This window comes from Sphingomonas sp. RS6, from assembly GCF_054489705.1.
Genome location: NZ_JBTMWM010000005.1, coordinates 256,254 through 274,801 on the forward strand (window position 1 = coordinate 256,254; position 18,548 = coordinate 274,801).

18 protein-coding genes are annotated in these 18,548 nt (G+C 69.0%); 12 read left to right on the plus strand and 6 right to left on the minus strand.

Going from position 1 to position 18,548, the window contains the following annotated elements; translation table 11 throughout:
* The first annotated feature begins 2 nt into the window (after nucleotides 1–2).
* From queA to ACX40Y_RS11930, 4 genes are read left to right on the plus strand one after another with little or no spacing between them, the layout of a single operon-like run.
* Entirely contained in the window at nucleotides 3–1,034 is a 1,032-nt protein-coding gene (gene queA, locus ACX40Y_RS11915; RefSeq protein WP_459119783.1) for a tRNA preQ1(34) S-adenosylmethionine ribosyltransferase-isomerase QueA, read from the plus strand.
* 10 nt (nucleotides 1,035–1,044) lie between these two features.
* Nucleotides 1,045–1,578, plus strand: coding sequence for an EF-hand domain-containing protein (locus ACX40Y_RS11920; protein WP_459119784.1), 534 nt, complete (start codon nucleotides 1,045–1,047; stop codon nucleotides 1,576–1,578).
* 50 nt (nucleotides 1,579–1,628) lie between these two features.
* Nucleotides 1,629–2,606: a cation diffusion facilitator family transporter gene (locus ACX40Y_RS11925; RefSeq protein ID WP_459119785.1), complete on the plus strand. Its 978-nt coding sequence runs from the start codon at nucleotides 1,629–1,631 to the stop codon at nucleotides 2,604–2,606.
* On the plus strand, nucleotides 2,599–3,261 hold the full coding sequence (locus tag ACX40Y_RS11930; protein WP_459119786.1) for an HAD hydrolase-like protein: 663 nt from the start codon (nucleotides 2,599–2,601) through the stop codon (nucleotides 3,259–3,261). Before ACX40Y_RS11925 ends, ACX40Y_RS11930 begins: the two co-directional genes overlap by 8 nt.
* 176 nt (nucleotides 3,262–3,437) lie before the next feature.
* Here the strand turns inward: ACX40Y_RS11930 and ACX40Y_RS11935 are convergent, their stop codons facing one another.
* Nucleotides 3,438–4,307 (minus strand): 3-hydroxyacyl-CoA dehydrogenase NAD-binding domain-containing protein, encoded by an 870-nt coding sequence (locus tag ACX40Y_RS11935; RefSeq protein WP_459119787.1) that lies wholly within the window; start codon nucleotides 4,305–4,307, stop codon nucleotides 3,438–3,440.
* A 68-nt stretch (nucleotides 4,308–4,375) separates the two neighbouring features.
* Between ACX40Y_RS11935 and ACX40Y_RS11940 the strand changes: the two genes are divergently transcribed.
* Nucleotides 4,376–5,362: a DUF1176 domain-containing protein gene (locus ACX40Y_RS11940; RefSeq protein ID WP_459119788.1), complete on the plus strand. Its 987-nt coding sequence runs from the start codon at nucleotides 4,376–4,378 to the stop codon at nucleotides 5,360–5,362.
* A 12-nt stretch (nucleotides 5,363–5,374) separates the two neighbouring features.
* Here ACX40Y_RS11940 and ACX40Y_RS11945 read toward each other — a convergent pair whose 3' ends face one another.
* Nucleotides 5,375–7,462: a transglycosylase domain-containing protein gene (locus tag ACX40Y_RS11945; protein ID WP_459119828.1), complete on the minus strand. Its 2,088-nt coding sequence runs from the start codon at nucleotides 7,460–7,462 to the stop codon at nucleotides 5,375–5,377.
* 223 nt (nucleotides 7,463–7,685) lie between these two features.
* On the minus strand, nucleotides 7,686–8,252 hold the full coding sequence (locus tag ACX40Y_RS11950; protein ID WP_459119789.1) for an HNH endonuclease: 567 nt from the start codon (nucleotides 8,250–8,252) through the stop codon (nucleotides 7,686–7,688).
* A 99-nt stretch (nucleotides 8,253–8,351) separates the two neighbouring features.
* On the opposite strand from ACX40Y_RS11950, the gene gluQRS reads away from it, so the two are divergent.
* The 7 genes from gluQRS (at nucleotide 8,352) to ACX40Y_RS11985 (ending at nucleotide 14,500) form a co-directional block, all read left to right on the plus strand.
* Entirely contained in the window at nucleotides 8,352–9,194 is an 843-nt protein-coding gene (gluQRS, locus tag ACX40Y_RS11955) for a tRNA glutamyl-Q(34) synthetase GluQRS (RefSeq protein ID WP_459119790.1), read from the plus strand.
* A gap of 9 nt (nucleotides 9,195–9,203) precedes the next feature.
* Nucleotides 9,204–9,431, plus strand: a complete 228-nt coding sequence (locus ACX40Y_RS11960; RefSeq protein WP_459119791.1) for an HIG1 domain-containing protein — start codon at nucleotides 9,204–9,206, stop codon at nucleotides 9,429–9,431.
* Between the two features lie 55 nt (nucleotides 9,432–9,486).
* Nucleotides 9,487–10,053: a cob(I)yrinic acid a,c-diamide adenosyltransferase gene (locus tag ACX40Y_RS11965; protein WP_459119792.1), complete on the plus strand. Its 567-nt coding sequence runs from the start codon at nucleotides 9,487–9,489 to the stop codon at nucleotides 10,051–10,053.
* A 61-nt stretch (nucleotides 10,054–10,114) separates the two neighbouring features.
* Nucleotides 10,115–11,398, plus strand: a complete 1,284-nt coding sequence (egtB, locus tag ACX40Y_RS11970) for an ergothioneine biosynthesis protein EgtB (RefSeq protein ID WP_459119793.1) — start codon at nucleotides 10,115–10,117, stop codon at nucleotides 11,396–11,398.
* A gap of 2 nt (nucleotides 11,399–11,400) precedes the next feature.
* Nucleotides 11,401–12,378 (plus strand): L-histidine N(alpha)-methyltransferase, encoded by a 978-nt coding sequence (egtD, locus tag ACX40Y_RS11975; protein WP_459119794.1) that lies wholly within the window; start codon nucleotides 11,401–11,403, stop codon nucleotides 12,376–12,378.
* Between the two features lie 203 nt (nucleotides 12,379–12,581).
* Nucleotides 12,582–13,583: a threonine aldolase family protein gene (locus ACX40Y_RS11980; RefSeq protein ID WP_459119795.1), complete on the plus strand. Its 1,002-nt coding sequence runs from the start codon at nucleotides 12,582–12,584 to the stop codon at nucleotides 13,581–13,583.
* Nucleotides 13,580–14,500, plus strand: a complete 921-nt coding sequence (locus ACX40Y_RS11985; protein ID WP_459119796.1) for a DMT family transporter — start codon at nucleotides 13,580–13,582, stop codon at nucleotides 14,498–14,500. Before ACX40Y_RS11980 ends, ACX40Y_RS11985 begins: the two co-directional genes overlap by 4 nt.
* Here ACX40Y_RS11985 and ACX40Y_RS11990 read toward each other — a convergent pair.
* The 3 genes from ACX40Y_RS11990 to ACX40Y_RS12000 are packed head-to-tail and all read right to left on the minus strand — an operon-like array spanning nucleotide 14,410 to nucleotide 18,531.
* The gene (locus ACX40Y_RS11990) at nucleotides 14,410–15,228 is read right to left on the minus strand and encodes a Rossmann-fold NAD(P)-binding domain-containing protein (protein ID WP_459119797.1); all 819 of its coding nucleotides are present in this window, start codon (nucleotides 15,226–15,228) and stop codon (nucleotides 14,410–14,412) included. The genes ACX40Y_RS11985 and ACX40Y_RS11990 overlap by 91 nt on opposite strands.
* A gap of 5 nt (nucleotides 15,229–15,233) precedes the next feature.
* Nucleotides 15,234–16,871 carry a M28 family peptidase gene (locus ACX40Y_RS11995; RefSeq protein ID WP_459119798.1) on the minus strand — a complete coding sequence of 546 codons (1,638 nt, stop codon included), beginning with the start codon at nucleotides 16,869–16,871 and terminating at the stop codon, nucleotides 15,234–15,236.
* Nucleotides 16,872–16,878: 7 nt separating this feature from the next.
* Entirely contained in the window at nucleotides 16,879–18,531 is a 1,653-nt protein-coding gene (locus tag ACX40Y_RS12000) for a M28 family metallopeptidase (RefSeq protein ID WP_459119799.1), read from the minus strand.
* Between the last annotated feature and the right edge of the window lie 17 nt (nucleotides 18,532–18,548).

An 18,548-nucleotide genomic window follows, 5' to 3' on the forward strand; every position in this document is an offset into this window, starting at 1 on the left:
CCGTGAACGTCGATCTTTTCGATTTCGAACTGCCGAACGATCGGATCGCGCTGCGCCCTGCGGCCCCGCGCGACTCCGCCCGCCTGCTGGTGCTCGACGGTGCCGAGACCCACGACGCGATCGTTCGCGATCTCGCCGCGCAGCTCCGCCCCGGCGACTGCCTGGTGTTCAACGACACGCGCGTGATCCCCGCCCAGCTGGAGGGCACGCGCGGCGAGGCGCGAATCGGCGCGACACTCCACAAGCGCGAAGGGCCGCGCCGCTGGCGCGCCTTCATCCGCAACGCCAAGCGGCTGCGCGACGGCGACGCGATCGACTTCGGGCCCGATGCAGTCGCCATCGCCTCGGACCGCGCCGAGGATGGCAGCTTCGCGCTCGATTTCCAGGGCGACGAGCCGGTCGAGCTGCTGCTCGAACGCTGCGGCCGGATGCCGCTGCCGCCCTATATCGCCTCGAAGCGGCCGACCGACGAACGCGACGCCGACGATTACCAGACGATGTTCGCCGCCGAGCCCGGCGCCGTCGCCGCGCCCACCGCCGCGCTGCACTTCACGCCCGCGCTGATGGCCTCGCTGGAAGCGGCCGGGATCGGCCACACCACGCTCACGCTCCACGTCGGCGCCGGCACCTTCCTGCCGGTCAAGGCCGAGGACACCGCCGATCACCAGATGCACGCCGAATGGGGCCGCATCACCCCCGAGGTGGCGGATCGCCTCAACGCCGTGCGCGCCGCCGGGAAACGCATCATCGCGGTCGGCACCACCAGCCTGCGCCTGCTCGAAAGCGCCGCCGACGACAATCGCGTGATCCAGCCCTTCGAGGGCGACACCGCGATCTTCATCACGCCCGGCTATCGCTTCAAGGGCGTCGACGGCCTCGTCACCAACTTCCATCTGCCGCGCTCGACCCTGTTCATGCTCGTGTCCGCGCTGATGGGGCTCGATCGCATGCAGGCGGCCTATGCCCATGCGATCGAAACCGGCTATCGTTTCTACAGCTATGGCGATTCCAGCCTGTTGCTGCCCGCCGGCTGAAAGGGATCCGATGCGCCTGTCGTTGCTGCTGCCCGCCCTGTTGCTCGCCCCCCTTCTCGCGACGCCGGCGCTGGCGCAGGATCGCACGCGCATTCCGACGCCGCCCGGCGGCGGCGACAATCCGATCGACATCAGCACCGATGCCCAGCCGCCCGCCACCGTCATCGCCGAGCCGGTGGCGCTGATGATCGCCGGGTTGGATAGCGATGGCGATGCGCGCGTCACCCGCGCCGAGTTCGAGGCCGGCCTGCGCCGCAGCTTCGACAGCGCCGATAGCGCGCACAGCGGCGCGATCGGCTATATAGCCTATTCGGACTGGTCCGAACGCTGGATGGGCGATCGCAACACGCTGCCCAGCCCGTTCGAAATCGATCGCGACGGTGACAACCGGATCAGCTGGGACGAATTCCACGATCGCTTCGAGCAGGTGTTCGCCCGCTTCGACAAGGATCGTGACGGCGTGCTCGTCCGCACCGAACTCGTCACGATCCGGCCGCCCGCCTTCGCCCCGATCGATCGCAAGCGCCGGGGAAACCGGCGTTGATCCGCCGGGGTACTAGCATCTCATGACGATCCACCGCTAGGAACGGCGGGATGTCCGTACACCACGCTTCCGATCGCGCTCACGCCCACGGCCACCATCATGGCCACGGGCATGGGCATGGGCATGGTCACGGGCATTCCCATGCGCCCGCCGATTTCGGCCGCGCCTTCGCGATCGGCACCGCGCTCAACATCGGCTTCGTGCTGATCGAAGGCGGCGTCGGCATCTGGGTCCAGTCGATGGCGCTGCTCGCCGATGCCGGGCACAATCTGTCGGACGTGCTCGGGCTGCTGATCGCCTGGGTCGGCGCCGAACTCGGCAAGCGCCCCGCCACGCCGCGCTTCACCTATGGCCTCGGCGCATCGTCGATCCTCGCCGCGCTCGCCAATGCGCTGCTGCTGCTCGTTGCGGTCGGCGCGATCACGCTGGAGGCGGTTCAGCGCCTTGCCGATCCGCCCGATGTCGCCGCCGTGCCGGTGATGCTCGTCGCCGCCGCCGGCATCGTCGTCAATCTCGGCACCGCGCTGCTGTTCGCACGCGGCCGCGAGGGCGATCTCAACATCCGTGGCGCCTATCTCCACATGGCCGCCGATGCCGCCGTGTCGGCCGCGGTCGTCGTCGCCGGGGCGCTGATCTGGTGGACCGGCGCGCGCTGGATCGATCCGGTGATCAGCCTCGTCGTCGTCGCCGTGGTGCTGTGGAGCACCTGGGGCCTGCTGCGCGAATCGCTGGGGATGGTGCTTCAGGCGGTGCCCGCGGGGATCGATCCGACGCGGGTGGAAGCGACGCTCGCCGCGCTGCCCGGCGTCGCGCGCGTCCACGATCTCCATGTCTGGCCGATGAGCACCACCGAATCTGCGCTCACCGCGCATCTCGTGATGCCGGATGGCCATCCCGGCGACGAATTCCTCGTCGATCTCCAGCACCGGCTGGCGCATGATTTCGGCATCGATCACAGCACCGTGCAGATCGAGCTGGGCGACGGCGCGACCTGCCGGCTGCACGGCACGCGGGCGCCGCATGGCTGAGCCGGGCACAAGCGGCGCGCCGCTCGATCTCGTCATCTTCGATTTCGACGGCACGCTGTCGGATAGCGGCGACTGGTTCGTCTCGGTCGCCAACCAGCTTGCCGAACGCTTCCGCTTCCGCCGCGTCGAAAGCCATGAGGTCGAGATGCTGCGGCGCAAATCGTCGCGCGAGGTGATCGAGTTTCTCGGCATCTCGCGGTGGAAGATGCCGATGATCGCGCGCCATGTCCGCCGCCTCGTCAGCCGCGAGGCGCACCGGATCGAGCTCTTCCCCGGCACCCCCGATCTGCTCGAACGGCTCGCCGCCACCGGCGTCAAGCTCGCGCTGGTGACTTCGAATTCGGAGGCCAATGCCCGCCGCATCCTCGGGCCGCAGCATGCGGCGCGGATCGATTTCTTCGCCTGCGGCTCGTCGCTGTTCGGCAAGGCGCCCAAGTTTCGCCGCGTGCTGCGCAAGATGGGGGTCGCGCCGCACGCCACGCTGGCGATCGGCGACGAGACCCGCGATGTCGATGCCGCGCGCGAAGTCGGCATCCGCGCCGGCTCGGTGCTCTGGGGCTATGCGGCGGAGGATCTGCTGCGCTCGATGGCGCCCGACGCGCTGTTCAGCTCGCCGCAGGACATCCTCGATTACGTCCGCCGCCACCGCCCCTGATCGGGGCGTCGCGATCGGAATCGCGCAGGACGGCCGGAAACGCCGTCATCCCCGCGAAGGCGGGGATCCATTGGCACTGGAGAGTCGGTTCTTTCCCCGACATCTCGGCAAATGCGATCGCCGCCGCAGGTAAACGCAAACCGGGGTGGAAACACGTCGCCTCCACGCCGCCCCGCTCAGCGCGTCGGCACCGGCTCCGTGCCGCTATAATCGTAAAAGCCGCGCTTGGTCTTGCGGCCATACCAGCCGGCCTCGACATATTTGACCAGCAGCGGCGCTGGCCGGAACTTGGGATCGCCCGTGCCTTCGAACAGCACGCGGGTGATCTCCAGGCAGGTATCGAGCCCGATGAAATCGGCCAGCGTAAACGGCCCCATCGGGTGGTTGAGCCCCAGCTGGCACGCCGCGTCGATATCGGGAATCGTCGCCACGCCTTCGCCCAGCGCGAAGCACGCCTCGTTGAGCATCGGCATCAGCACGCGATTGACGATGAAGCCGGGTGCATCATTGGCATGGACGATGCGCTTGCCGAGCGACTGGCCGAACGCCTCGACCGCCGCCACCGTCGCGTCGCTGGTCGCCAGCCCGCGGATCAGCTCGATCAGCCCCATCACCGGCACGGGGTTGAAGAAATGCACCCCCATGAAGCGGCCCGCATCGGGCGCCGCCTGGGCCAGCCGCGTGATCGGGATCGACGATGTGTTGCTCGCCAGGATCGCCTCGTCGCCCAGCGCCTTGCCCACCGTCTCGAAGATCTGGCGCTTGATCGCCTCGCGCTCGGTCGCCGCCTCGATCACCAGGTCGCACGGCGCCATCGCCGCCAGCTCGCCCACGGGCGTGATCCGCGCCAGCGCCGCCTCGGCATCGGTGGCGGTGATCTTTTCCTTCTCCACCGCACGCGCCAGCTGCTTGCCGATGCCGGCCTTGCCCGCTTCGGCCCGCGCCTGATCGACGTCGGAAAGCAGCACCTGATAGCCTGCCTGCGCCGACACCTGGGCGATCCCCGCCCCCATCTGGCCCGCACCGATCACGCCAACCGTCTTCATGTCCATCTCCTGAAACGCTGTTGCCGCTGTCCTAGTCAACCCGGCGGGGCTCGGCTAGCACCCCTCGCATGATGCTGCTCCTGCTGCCCGCCGCGCTCGCCCAGACCACGCCCGGCCCGATGGCGAGTTTCGGCGACTGGGCGGTCGCCTGCGACAATGTCCGCCGGTGCGCGATGACCTCGCTCCAGCCCGAAGGCGATATGGACGGCAATGCGCTGGCGCTGACCGTCGAACGCGATCCCGGCCCCGCCGGGCAGGTCGTCGTCATCGTGGCGACGCATTCGGACGGGTCCGAGGCCGGTGACCTGGCGATCGACGACACCCGCCTCGCCAGCGGGCGCGGGGAACAGGGCGAGGTCCGCTTTGCGGGCGCCGACGCGCTTCGGATTGCCCGCGCGCTGGCGAACGGCGCACGCGCGACCTTCGGCAATCGGGGCGCCGGCGTCTCGCTCACCGGCTCGTCGGCGGCGCTGCGCTTCATCGACGCCGAGCAGGGCCGCGCTGGCGGCGTCACCGCGCTCGTCGCGCGCGGGCCAAAGCCCGCCGCCGCCGTGCCCGCCCCTGCCCCGCTCCCCCTCGTGCGCGGCATCACGCCCGGCGGCAAGCCGTCGCCGCTGCCGCGCGCCGCGCTTGATCGGATCAACCGCGCCACCGGCTGCGGCGTCGAATATGATGCCGATCGCCCCCAGCCCGCACCCGAGACGGCGGCGCTCGGCGGCGGGGCGACGCTGGTGCTGATCCCGTGCGGTTCGGGCGCCTACAACGCGCTCACCGCGCCCTATGTGCTGCGCGGCGGCAAGCCGGTGCGCGCGCAGCTCGATTTCGGCGATCGCAATCCCGATGGCGGCCCTGCGCTGCTCGTCAATGCGCGCTGGGACGCCGAACGCGGCCTGTTGCGAACCTATGCGCTCGGCCGCGGCATCGGCGATTGCGGCACGGCGGCCGACTATGCGTGGGACGGCACCCGCTTCCGCGCGATCCATGTCCGTAGCATGGGCGAATGCCGCGGCTCGATCGAATGGCTCACGATCTGGCGCGCCGCGCTTCGCCGCTGAGCGCGGGCGCGCTTAATTCTCCCCGTCCGGCGCGGTCTGCGGGTCGCGCCTTCGCCGGTCGGCATCGGGCGCCTGTATCGGAATGCGGACGTTGCGCGGGATCGCGTCGCGCACCTCGCCCTCGGGCACCAGCTGGCGAACCCCGTCCAGATCGAGTTGCAGGGCGTCCTCGTCGATCCCGATTCCCGCATTGGCCAGCGGGTCGCCCAGCTCGATGCCATTGTCGCTTTCGTCGATCGCCTCGGGCTCGGGCGGCAGCGTCAGGTTGAGCGCGCGAACCATGAAGTCGCGCCAGATATGCGCCGGCAGCCCGCCGCCCGCGGCACCCGGCACCGGGCTGTTGTCGTCATTGCCGATCCACACGCCCACCACCAGGTCGCCGGCATAGCCGATGAACAGCGCGTCGCGATTGTCCTGCGTCGTGCCGGTCTTGCCATAGGCCGGGATCGGCAGCGCAGCGGCGCGGCCGGTGCCCGATTCGACGACGGTCGCCAGCATCGATCGCAGGTCGTCGAGCGTCTGGCTGTCGAAGCTGCGCGCGCCGCCCAGCCGGCGGGCGAGCCAGTCATCGGCCGACTCGTCCTCGTCCAGCCCGCGCGGCCGCACCGGATAGCTGCCGTTCGCGACGGCGGCATAGGCGGCGGTCAGTTCGAGCAGCGATCCGGTCGAGGTGCCGAGCGCGATCGAGGCGTCGTCGCCGATCGGGGTGGAGATGCCCAGGTCGCGCGCCGCCTGCGTCACCCGGCCGACGCCGAGCTGCTGGATCAGCCGCGCCGCGACGACATTGCTCGATTTGGCCAGCGCCTGGCGCAGCGTGATGCGGCCGGCATAGCGGCCGTCGCTGTTGGTCGGCTTCCATTCGCCGATCGTCACCGGCTCGTCGTCCACCATCGTGTCGGGCGACATGCCCGATCGCAGCGCGGCGAGGTAGACGAACAGCTTGAACGCCGATCCGGTCTGGCGCCGGGCCTGGGTCGCGCGGTTGAACGGGCTCTTGGCATAGTTGCGCCCGCCGACCATCGCGACCACCCGGCCGTCGGGCCGCATCGCCACAAGCGCCACCTGCGCCTTGCCCAGCCCGGACGCCTTCACCACGCGCTCGGCGGCGCGCTGCAGGTCCGAATCGAGCGTCGTCGTCACGGTCTGCTCGGTGGCCACGCCGCCGGCGCGGTCGCGCGCCTGCGGCAGCACCCAGTCGGCGAAATAGGTGCCGTTGGGCAGATCGTCGCTGCTGCTGACGCGCAGCACCGCCGGGCGGATGCGCTTCGCCTCGGCCTCGGTCAGGAACCCGGCCTCCACCATTGCGCCGATCACCAGCTTCTGCCGCTCGCGCGCGCCGCTCAGATTGCCGGTCGGCGCCAGCCGGCTCGGCGCCTTCACCAGCCCGGCGAGCAGCGTCGCCTGGCTCAGCGTCAGCCGCTCGGGCCGCGTCGAGAAATAATGCTCGGCCGCAGCACGCAGGCCGTACACATTGTCGCCGAAATAGACGTTCGACAGATAGCGCGACAGGATCTCGTCCTTGGTCAGCCAGGCCTCCAGCCAGAACGCGATCAGCACCTCCTGCCCCTTGCGGCCAAAGGTGCGCCGCGAATCGAGAAAAGCGTTCTTGGCGAGCTGCTGGGTGATCGTGCTGCCGCCCTGCGAACCGCCATCGGAGGTCAGGTTGTGGAAGAAGGCGCGCGCGATGCCGCGCGGATCGACGCCCCAATGGCTGTAGAAGCGCCGGTCCTCGATCGCCATGAACGCCTGCGCGACATGATCGGGCAGCTTGGTCACGTCGACGGGCGCGCCGATCTCGGCGCCGCGCCGCGCGATCGGGGTGCCGTCGGCGGCGAGCAGCGTGATCGACGGCGGCGCCGGCGGCTGCAGCGATTTGGAAAGCGGCGCGGTGATCGCCAGCCAGGCGATCGTCGCGATGAACAGCAGGATCAGCACCGCCAGCCCGCGGACGATCCAGCGGCCCCAGCGCACCCGCCGCACCCCGATCGCGCCGGCCCCGGGCTCGAACCCGTCGGGCGCGCGGTCATCGGGTGGCGGCGCCGGCGGGCCGAACCCCCAGCCGCGCGCGCGGCGCGGCGCGGGCTCGGCGTTGTCGGCCATGCCCGGCCGCCAGACCGGCTCCTGCCGCTCGCGCGCCCGATCGGGCCGCCAGCGCGCCTCGGCAGCGGGGGGCGCGTCGTCGGCCTCACGCCGCAACGGGAAACGACTTTCGAAGGAACCGGGCTCACGCGCCATAGGCGAAGGCTTCTAGCGCAGTATCCGTGTTATCACAATAACACACCAGGTCCTCGCCGCGAATATCGTTCGCGCGCCCGGTCCCGGCTCAGGCCTCGAGCTCGACGTCCCAATAGAGCCAGTCGTGCCAGGTCTCGTGCAGATAATGCGGTGGAAAGCGCCGGCCATGTTCCTGCAGGTGCCAGCTGGTCGGCCGGATCGGCTGGATGTGGAGCGGCATGCCCGCTTCCTTGGGCGTCCGCCCGCCCTTTCGCAGGTTGCAGGGGGCGCAGGCGGTGGCGACATTTTCCCAGGTGGTGCGCCCGCCCTGGGCGCGGGGAATGACGTGATCGAAGGTGAGGTCCCGGTTGGAGCCGCAATATTGGCAGGCGAACTTGTCGCGAAGGAACAGATTGAACCGGGTAAAGGCGGGGAATTGCGAAGGCTTCACATATTGTTTGAGCGCGATGACCGAAGGCAGCTTCAGCCTCGCGCTGGGACTTCGCACCTCTCTTTCATAATAAGAGACGACGTCGACCCGGTCGAGGAAGATCGCCTTGATCGCGGTCTGCCAGGGCCACACGCTGAGCGGATAATAGCTGAGCGGCGTATAATCGGCATTCAACACCAGTGCCGGGCACCCGTCCGGATGGCGGATCAGATCGGGATGGTACATTCGGACCCTCACCCTCGATTTCGGTGCCCCGCCTCTTGCGCAGAAGCGTGACGTAGGCATGACAGCATATGCCGCGACTCACGGTCAAGGCCTGCCAGCATGATTATCCACACCCGTTTCGCCCCCAGCCCCAGCGGCCGCCTCCATCTCGGCCACGCCTTTTCGGCGTTGCAGGCGCATGATGTCGCCCGCGGGCGCGGCGGCCGCTTCAGCCTGCGGATCGAGGATATCGACGGCACCCGCTCGCGCCCCGAGCATGTCGATGCGATCCTCGCCGATCTCGAATGGCTCGGTCTGGCCTGGGATGGCCCGCCGCTGTTCCAGTCGCAGCGCCTGCCGCTTTATCAGGCCGCGCTCGATCGGCTGCGCGGCCTAGGCCTGCTCTATCCGTGCACCTGCACCCGCGCCGACATCGCCGCCAGCCTGTCGGCGCCGCACGGCCCCGACGGCGCCGTCTATCCGGGCACCTGCCGCAACCGCACCGCGCCCGACCTGTCACAGCCGCACAGCTGGCGCCTGAACATGGCCGCCGCCGTCGCGCTCGCCGGCCCGCTCGACTGGCAGGACGAACGTGCCGGCACCATCGCCGCCGATCCGCTCGCGCATGGCGACGTCATCCTCGCGCGCAAGGATGCGCCCGCCAGCTATCACCTCGCCGTCACCGTCGACGATGCCGCACAGGGCATCAGCCATGTCGTGCGCGGCGTGGACCTATTCGCCGCCACGCATGTCCACCGGCTGCTCCAGGCGCTGCTCGGCCTGCCTACGCCGGTCTATCGCCACCATGCGCTGCTCGCCGGCCCCGACGGCACCCGCCTCGCCAAGCGCCACGGCGCCCCCAGCCTGGAAAGCTTGCGAAATTCGGGCGTCGACGGCACCGCGCTCGCTGATCAGTTGCGCGCCGGCAAGCTACCGGTTGGCTTTGGCCAAATAGAAGCGTAGGCTGCACCGATGCTGTTTCTCGCGATCCTCTTCCTGGCTGCGATGCTCGCGACCCTGTTTTTCCTCATCAAGGGGCTGGTCAACATGGCCGGCACGACGACGCAGGATCTGGAAGGCGACGGTCCCAGCGAACGCGCGATCCGCTCGAACAAGATGATGCAGAAGCGAATCCTGTTTCAGGCGATCGCGATCGGCATCGGCGCGCTGATCCTGATGGTCGCCTCGGCCAAGGGCTGAGCATTCGATCCGCTGCCCCTAGCCCGGGCCGCTTTTCGGCCGTAAGCCTCCGGGCATGGTAAGGCTCAACAAGATCTACACCCGCACCGGCGATGCCGGCACCACTGGTCTGGCGGACGGCTCGCGCGTCTCCAAGGCATCCGCCCGGCTCGAAGCGATCGGCGATGTCGACGAGGCAAACAGCGCGATCGGCGTTGCCCGCGCATTGCTCGACGCCGATTCTTCGCTCGCCGCCAGGCTCGCGCGCATCCAGAACGATCTGTTCGATCTCGGCGCCGATCTCGCCACCCCCGGCGATCGCGAAGGCGCGCTGCGCATCCAGCCGGCGCAGATCGACTGGATCGAATCCGCGATCGACGATTGCAACGCGCTGCTGTCGCCGCTCAAGAGCTTCGTGCTCCCCGGCGGATCGCCCACCGCCGCCGCGCTGCACCTCGCCCGCGCGATCACGCGTCGCGCCGAACGCGCCGCCGTCGCCGCCAACGATCAGGGCCAGCTCAGCACGCCCGCGCTGATCTATCTCAACCGCCTGTCCGACTTTCTGTTCGTCGCCGCGCGCGTGATGAACCAAAATGGGGAAAGCGACGTTCTATGGGTGCCCGGGGGGTCTCGCGGCAGCTGAACGGCGTCACGCGCCCGAGGCGATGGTTGACTTTCGGGAGACCATCGACTAGGAGAACATAATGCGAACACAGCCAGCCTTGGATCGCACGCCGCCGGCGCTGGCTCGTCAGTTCCTCCACGTCCGCGATCTCAGCGTCGCGCTGGTCGGCACGCTTTCCGATGCCGATGCGACGATCCAGTCGATGGACGACGCCTCGCCCGCCAAATGGCATCTCGCGCATACCAGCTGGTTCTTCGAAACCTTCATCCTGCGCGATCATGTGCCCGGTTATGCGCTGATCGACGAACGCTTCCCGTTCCTGTTCAACAGCTATTACGAGGCGGAGGGGCAACGCCATGCCCGCCCCCGGCGCGGCATGCTGTCGCGCCCCAGCCTCGATGAAGTGCTCGCCTATCGCCGCGCCGTCGATGCCGCGCTGATCGATGCGCTCCCCGCGCTTTCGCCCGCCGTGCTGGCGCTGGTCGAACTGGGCTGCCAGCACGAACAGCAGCATCAGGAACTGCTGCTCACCGACATCCTTCATCATTTCTCGGTCAACCCGCTCGAACCGGCGGTCTGGCCGGGCGCGGCCAAGGTGCCGGTGGCGATGCCCGGCCCGCTGAACTGGATCGAGGGGCGCAGCGGCATCGTTCGGGTGGGAACCGGCGGTGATGTCGTTTTCCCGGAACTTTCGGAACCTTTCGCCTTCGATTGCGAAGGGCCGCGCCACGATGCGCTGCTCGCCCCGCACGCGATTGCCGATCGCACGATCACCAATGGCGAATGGGCGGCGTTCATCGCCGATGGCGGCTATGCCGATCCGCGCCACTGGCTCTCCGATGGCTGGGCCTGGGTTCAGGCCAACGCGATCGATGCGCCGCTCTACTGGCGGAAACTGGATGGCGTATGGACGCGCTTCGGGCTCGATGGCCGCCGCCCGATCGATCCGGCGGCGCCCGTCACCCATGTCAGCCTCTATGAGGCCGATGCCTATGCCGCCTGGGCCGGGGCGCGCCTGCCCACCGAATTCGAATGGGAGGCGGCGGCGGCCGGCGCCGATCCGCTCGGCGGCAACCAGCTCGATGCCGCCGGCGCGGTCGAGCCGCGCCCGTCCGCCGGCGGGCCGGCGTGGTTCGGCGATGTCTGGGAATGGACCGGCAGCGCCTATCGTCCCTATCCCGGCTTCCGCGCCGCCGAAGGCGCGATCGGCGAATATAACGGCAAGTTCATGAGCGGCCAGTTCGTGCTGCGCGGCGGCAGCTGCGCCACGCCGCGCGGCCATCTCCGTGCCAGCTATCGCAACTTCTTCTATCCCCATCAGCGCTGGCAGTTCACCGGCATCCGTCTGGCGAAGGATCTCTGAGCATGTTGAAGCAGGAATTCGAAGACGGTCAGGTGCGACTGGCCGATCCCCATTTCCGCGCCGATGTGCTGTCTGGCCTGGCGCTGCGTCCGCGCGCGATTCCGGCGCGCTGGTTCTATGATCGGCGCGGCTCGGAACTGTTCGAAGCGATCACCGATCTCCCCGAATATTATCCCACCCGCACCGAAACCGCGCTGCTCGAATCGATCGGCGGAGCGCTGGGCGATCTCGCCGCGCCGAACGCCGCCGTCGTCGAATTCGGTTCGGGCTCGTCGACCAAGACGCCGCTGCTGCTGCGCGCGATCGATCCGGTCGCCTATGTGCCGATCGACATTTCGGGCGAGTTTCTCCGCCATTCCGCGCGCCAGCTGTCACAGGCATTCCCCGGCCTGCCGGTCCATCCGGTCGAGGCCGATTTCCTGCGGCCGGTGCCGCTGCCCGATCAGGTGGCGAAGATGCCGAAGCTCGGCTTCTTCCCCGGCTCGACGATCGGCAACATGAATGCCTGGCACGCGGTCGATCTGCTGCGGGCGATGCGCGAATGGCTGGGCGAAGGCGCGCGGCTGCTGATCGGCATGGATCGGGTCAAGTCACCCGATGTGCTGGTCCCCGCCTATGACGATTCCCAGGGCGTCACCGCCGCGTTCAACCTCAACCTGCTCGAACGGATCAATCGCGAGCTGCGCGGCACGATCCCGGTCGATGCGTTCCGCCACCGCGCGGTCTGGAACGACGGCTTTGCCCGCATCGAAATGCACCTCGAGGCGCAGCGCGACGTCGATTTCACGGTCGACGGCCAGCCCTTCTCGATGGCTGCGGGCGAGACGATCCACACCGAAAACAGCCACAAATATGCGCCGCACGGCGCCCGCCAGCTGCTTCGCGCAGGCGGCTGGACGCCGATCGCCGAATGGACCGATCCCAATGACTGGTTCGCGCTGATCCTCTGCGAAGCCCAGCCGCTCCGCCGCGCACCTTGAGCGATGGGGGAGAAAACATGGGTTCGATCGCAGCGGGCAAGTCTCTCACCGCGCCCGCAGGGCGTATAAAGGCGATGGAGGCGGCTATGCCGATATCAGGCAGCGACACGCGCTCTGCGTCCTCTGCGCCTCTGCGCGAATAAAAAACCTCCGCGAGACGAGCCGATTGACCCCCGCAAAAGGAACCCCCAAGGCTCCCGCCCATGCGCTTCTTCTCGGACAATGCCGCCGCCGTCTGCCCGCCCGTGCTTCAGGCACTGGCCGATGCCAACACGCTCGACACCGCCTATGACGGCGATGCCTGGTCGCGGCGGCTCGACGGCGCGTTTTCGGATGTGTTCGGCACGGCGGTGCGGGCGCTGTGGGTGCCCACCGGCACCGCCGCCAACTGCCTCGCGCTGACCGCGCTCTGCCCGCCGCATGGCGGCATCGTCTGCCACCGCGACGCACACATCAATTGCGACGAGGGCGGCGCCCCCGAATTCTACACCCACGGCGCCAAGCTGCTCGCCGCCACCGGCCCCGGCGCCAAGCTGACGCCCGATGCGATCCGCGCCGTGATCGATCCGATCCGCCGCGACGTGCATCAGGTTCAGCCGCACGCCGTCTCGATCACCAACGCCACCGAATATGGCCTGGCCTATACGCCCGACGAAGTGGCGGCGATCGGCGATCTGGCCCGGACGCGAGGGCTCGGCCTCCATATGGACGGCGCACGTTTCGCCAATGCCGTCGCCCATCTCGGCTGCCATCCCGGCGATGTCACCTGGCGCGCCGGCGTCGATGCGCTCAGCTTCGGCTTCGTCAAGAATGGCGGCATGAGCGCCGAGGCGCTGGTCTTCTTCCGCCCCGAGCTTGCCGACGTCACGCTCTATCGCCGCAAGCGCGCCGGCCTGCTCTTTTCCAAGGGCCGCTATCTCGCCGCCCAGTTGCTGGCGATGCTGGAGGGCGATCTGTGGCTCGCCAATGCCCGCGCCGCCAATGCCGGTGCGCGGCTGCTCGCCGATGCGGCCGGCGACCGGCTGGTCCATGCGGTCGAGGCGAACGAGGTGTTTCTGCGCGCCACGCCCGACGAGGCCGCCCGGCTGCGCGCGCTCGGCTTCGATTTCTACGACTGGGCGGAAGGCGAGATCCGGCTGGTGACGAGCTGGGACCAGCAGGCCGACGCGATCCGTCCGCTCGCCGATGCGATCGCCGCGCTGTGATCGGTGCGCCGCCCCCGCCGCGCTCGACCCGGCTGACGGTCCTCCTCCCGTTCCTGCTGGTGACGCTGATCTGGGGCTCGACCTGGCTCGTCATCAAGGATCAGATCGCGGTGGTGCCGCCCAGCTGGTCGGTCAGCTATCGCTTCCTCGTCGCCGGGGTGACGATGCTCGTCTGGGCGGCGCTGCGGCGCGAGCGGCTGTCGCTCGACGGGCGTGGCATCGTCTTCGCCGCCGCGCTCGGGCTCGCCCAGTTCGTCCTCAACTTCAACTTTGTCTACCGTGCCGAGGGCTATGTCACCTCGGGTGTCGTCGCGATCGTCTATGCGCTGCTGCTCGTCCCCAATGCGGTGCTCGCGCGGCTGTTCCTCGGCCAGAAGATGGGGCGCCAGCTGCTGCTCGGCTCGGTGGTGGCGATCGCCGGCGTCGCGCTGCTGTTCGTCCATGAGGCGCAGCTGAACCCGCTCGGTGCGAATGCGGCGCGGCTCGGTATCGGCATTGCGCTCGCCGGCGTGCTTTCGGCTTCGGTCGCCAATGTGATGCAGGCCACCCGCACCGCCAAACTCTATCCGATGGCGACGACGCTCGGCTGGGCGATGCTGATCGGCGCCGCGATCGACGCCGGCTATGCCTGGGCGACGGTGGGTGCGCCGACGATCGAGACGCGCTGGCCCTATCTCGCCGGGATCGTCTATCTCGGCATGATCGGCTCCGCGCTCGCCTTCAGCATCTATTTCCAGCTGATCCGCACCATCGGCCCCGCCAAGGCCGCCTATACCAGCGTGCTGATCCCGGTCGTCGCGATGCTGCTGTCGACCCTGTACGAGGATTATCGCTGGTCGCCGCTTGCCGGGGCCGGTGCGGCGCTGGTGCTGGTCGGGCTGGTGCTGGCGCTCAGGGCGCGCAGGCCCAACCGATAGTCGGCGTAGCGCGGCCGCCAGCCGAGCAGCCGCTTCGCCTTGCCATTGGCGACCCGGCGGTTCTCGGCAAAGAAGGCGCGCGACGCCGGGCTGAGTTCCGCCTCGTCGGGCGAGAGGACCGGGCCGGGATCGACGCCGAGCAGCGCCGCGGCATAGGCCAGCACCTCGCTCTGCGGCGCCGGCAGGTCGTCGGCGAGGTTGTAGATGCCGGGCGGTCCGTCGAACCCGGCGATCACGCCGTCGACCAGGTCGTCGACATGCACCCGGCTGAACACCTGGCCGGGCACATGGACCCGGACGGCGCCCGCCGCCATCCGCTCCAGCGCCGAGCGGCCGGGGCCATAGATGCCGGGCAGCCGGAAGACGCTGGCCTTGGGCAGCGCCGCCCAGGCCTGGTCCGCCGCCATCCGCGCCCCCCGCCGGCCCCGCAGCGGCGCGCTCTCGTCGACCCAGCCGCCGGCGGTGTCGCCGTAAACGCCGGTCGAGGACAGATAGCCGAGCCACGCCCCGCTCGCCGCCAGCGCCGCCCCGAACCGGTCGAGCACCGGATCGACATCACCGGGCGGCACGGTGGAAACGATGTGCGTCGCCTCGCCGATCGCCCGCTCGGTCGCCGCCGCGTCGGCAAAGCCGGCCCGCCCGACGCCCCGCGCCTCGCCGCCCCGCGCCGCAACCGCCGCCAGCAACCGCGATCCGCTATAGCCGGGACCGAAGACGAGCAGCCGCACGGCGCCTACCGGCTCGGATGACCAGCGTTCCCGCCGAACATCTGCCCGAAGAAATCGCCCTTGTTCCAGCGCGGTCGTTCATCCGCATCGGCCACCGCCAGCGCGGTCGCCAGCGCCACCCGCTTGAACTTGACGGCCGAGGTCCAGTCGAACGGCAGGTCGATCTGGTCCGATGGCTCATGGTAATGCTCGTCCAGAAAGGCGCGGGCCGCAACCGCGCCGGTGCCGCCGGGGCCGGTGTCGATCGACACCGCCGGGATGCCTGCCTGGACGAAGCTGTAATGGTCCGATCGGACGAAGAACGCTTCCTCCGGCGCCGGATCGGGCACCACCGCCAGCCCCTCGCCGCGCGCCGCCGCCGCCACCGCCGGCCCCAGCGTCGAGCGGCCGCCGCCAAGCACGACCAGGTCGACCAGCGGATAGGTCAGGATCGGCATATCGAGATTGATGTCGGCGACGATCGCCGATTTCGGCACGGTCGGCAGCGCCGCGAAATAGCCGGAGCCGATCAGCCCCTTTTCCTCCGCCCCCAGCGCGACGATCAGCAGCGAGCGGCGCGGTCGCCTGCCCGATTCCCGGATGCTCCGCGCCACGTCGAGGATCATCGCGACGCCGATCGCATTGTCCATTGCCCCGTTATAGATCCGGTCGCCCTTCACAGCGCTGCCGACGCCGACATGATCGAGATGCGCCGACAGCACGACATATTCGTGCCGCAGCGCCGGATCGCTCCCCTCGATCACGCCGACGACGTTGCGGGTCTCGCGAACCGACGATCGGGTGCGCCCCGCCACCGCCAGCGTGCCCGCTAGCGCGCCGCGCGGCATCCGCCCGCCCGATGCCTCGGCGGCCTGAACGGCCGACCAGCGCAGTGCCCCGCCGTCAAACAGCTTGGCCGCCCCTGCCTGGCTGACATAGCCGATAACCGGCGCCCCGCCCGCGGGGTCATGCGCCGGCCCCTCGATCGGCGCCCAGGTCGTGCGCGGATAGGCATAGGCCGGCACGACCATGTCGAACGTGTAATCCTTGCGCCGCGCCGCGCTTTCCAGGATCACCACCGCCCGCGCGCCATGTGCCGCCGCCAGCCGCGCCTTCTGATCGTCGTCGCCATAATGCGCGTCGATGTCGCTAGGCAGCCCGGTCGGCGTTCCGGCGAGGATCGCGACGATCTTGCCGGCGACGTCGAGCCCCTTGTAGTCGTCGCGCGCCTCCTGCGCGTCGACGATGCCATAGCCGACAAACACGATCTCGCCGCTCGCCGCGAAATCGGCCTGATCGGCCACCGGCGCATTGATGAAATCCTTGCCGAACGCGAACGGCACCGCCGCGCCGCCGCGCGTCAGCGTCCAGCTCGCCGGCTCGGCGGGACGATAGCTGACCAGCCGAAAGGGCTGGAACCAGCCGCCATCCGCCCCGCCCGGTTTCAGGCCCATCGCCAGCATCCGCGCAGCGACATAATCAGCCGCGACGTCATAGTCGCGCGTCCCGGCCTCGCGCCCCCGCAGCGAATCCGCGGCGAGGAACTGGACATGCGCCTTCAGGCTCGTCTGTTCCGGCGTCAGCGCGGCCTGCTGCGCCCCGGCCGGGGCGCCGAGGAGCAGCATCGCCGCGATCAGCGGCCCGCGCGTCTGCCATCGCTTCATCCGATGATTACTTCGCACCCGGGCCGTCATAGGTGAGGCCGAAGAAATCGCCCTTGTTCCACACCGGCCGTTCGTCGCCATTGGCGATTGCATTGGCGATGCGGAAATTGACGTCGACGAAGCGCACGCCCGACTGCCAGTTGATTGCCGGCTGCTGGTCGATCTGGTCCGACGGCTGGTGATAATGGTTCTTCATGAAATCGTCGATCGCCGCGCGGCCCGGCCCGCCCGCGCCCGGCCACAGGAACACCGACGGCACGCCCTTGCGCACGAAGTTGTAATGATCGCTGCGCACGAAGATATTCTCGCCCGGCAGCGGATCGTCGGACATCTTCACGCCGATCTCGGCCGCCGCCTTCTCGACGATCGGCCCGAGCGTCGAATGATTAGCGCCGTACACGACGATATCCTCGAACGGATAGGTGATGATCGGCATGTCGAGATTGACGTCGGCGACGATCGTGCCCTTCACCGTCGGATTGTTGGCGAAGTAATCCGAGCCGACCAGGCCCTTCTCTTCCGCGGTCACCGCCAGGAACAGCACCGAGCGGCGCGGGCGCGTGCCCGCCGTCTTGAAACGCTTGGCCTCTTCGATCAGCGAGGCGATGCCAATCGCATCGTCGAGCGCACCGTTGTTGATCGTGTCGCCCTTCGCATCGGCGCGGCCGACGCCGATGTGATCGAGATGCGCGGAAAGCACCACCACTTCGCTCGCCAGCTTGGGATCGCTGCCCTCGATCATGCCGATCACGTTGAAGCTGGGCATCGGCGTCAGCGCGGTCTTGCTGGCGATCGTCACCGTGCCGGGAAGCTGGAACGGCTTGAACGACGCACCATCGACTTCGGCCGCCTTCGCGATCTTGGCCCAGGGCGTCTTCGCGCCGGCGAACAGCTTTTCGGCCCCGGTCAGGCTCAGATAGCCGATCCCGGGCGTGCCGGGTGCTGCGATATGGCCGGTGCCGTCGGCATTGCCCCAGGTGACGCGCGCCCGGCCGGCATAGGCGGCCAGCATCGCGAACGGCCGCGTCTTCGCGGTCAGCGGCGACTCGAGCGTGATATAGCCGATCGCGCCGTGCTTCCTGGCGATCTCCGCCTTGGCGGCAGGGTTCTGGAAATGCGCGCCTTCCTCGCCCGGGAAGCTCGACGGCGCGCCGCCGAAAAAGGCGACGATCTTGCCGCGGACATCGACGCCCTTATAGTCATCGCGGCCGAGCCCCTCGATGCCATAGCCGACGAACACCACGGGCGCAGTGACGCTGTATTCGGGCTTTTCCGGGTTCGCCCCGACGATGAAATCCTTGCCCGCCTCGAGCACGACCGGCGCCGCCTTGCCGCGGCTGATCACCATGGTCGGCGTCCCGTCCAGCTTGTAGCTGATCAGTGGCACCTTCTGCAGATAGCCGCCATCGTCACCCGCCGGCTTCAGCCCGGCCGCGTAGAATTGCGACGCGACATAGTTGGCCGCGATCTCGAACTCCGGCGTCCCGGCCTCGCGCCCCTTCAGCGCGTCGGAGGCGAGGAACATCACATGGCTTTTGAGCGCCGCCTGATCGGCCGGCAGCGGCGCGGTGATGATCGCGTTCCGCTCGGCAGCGGTCTGGGCGAGCGCGGGCGACGCCGCAACGAGGAAAAGAGCAAGCGGCGCAGTCGATCGAAGCATCGGGTTTCCCTGAAAAT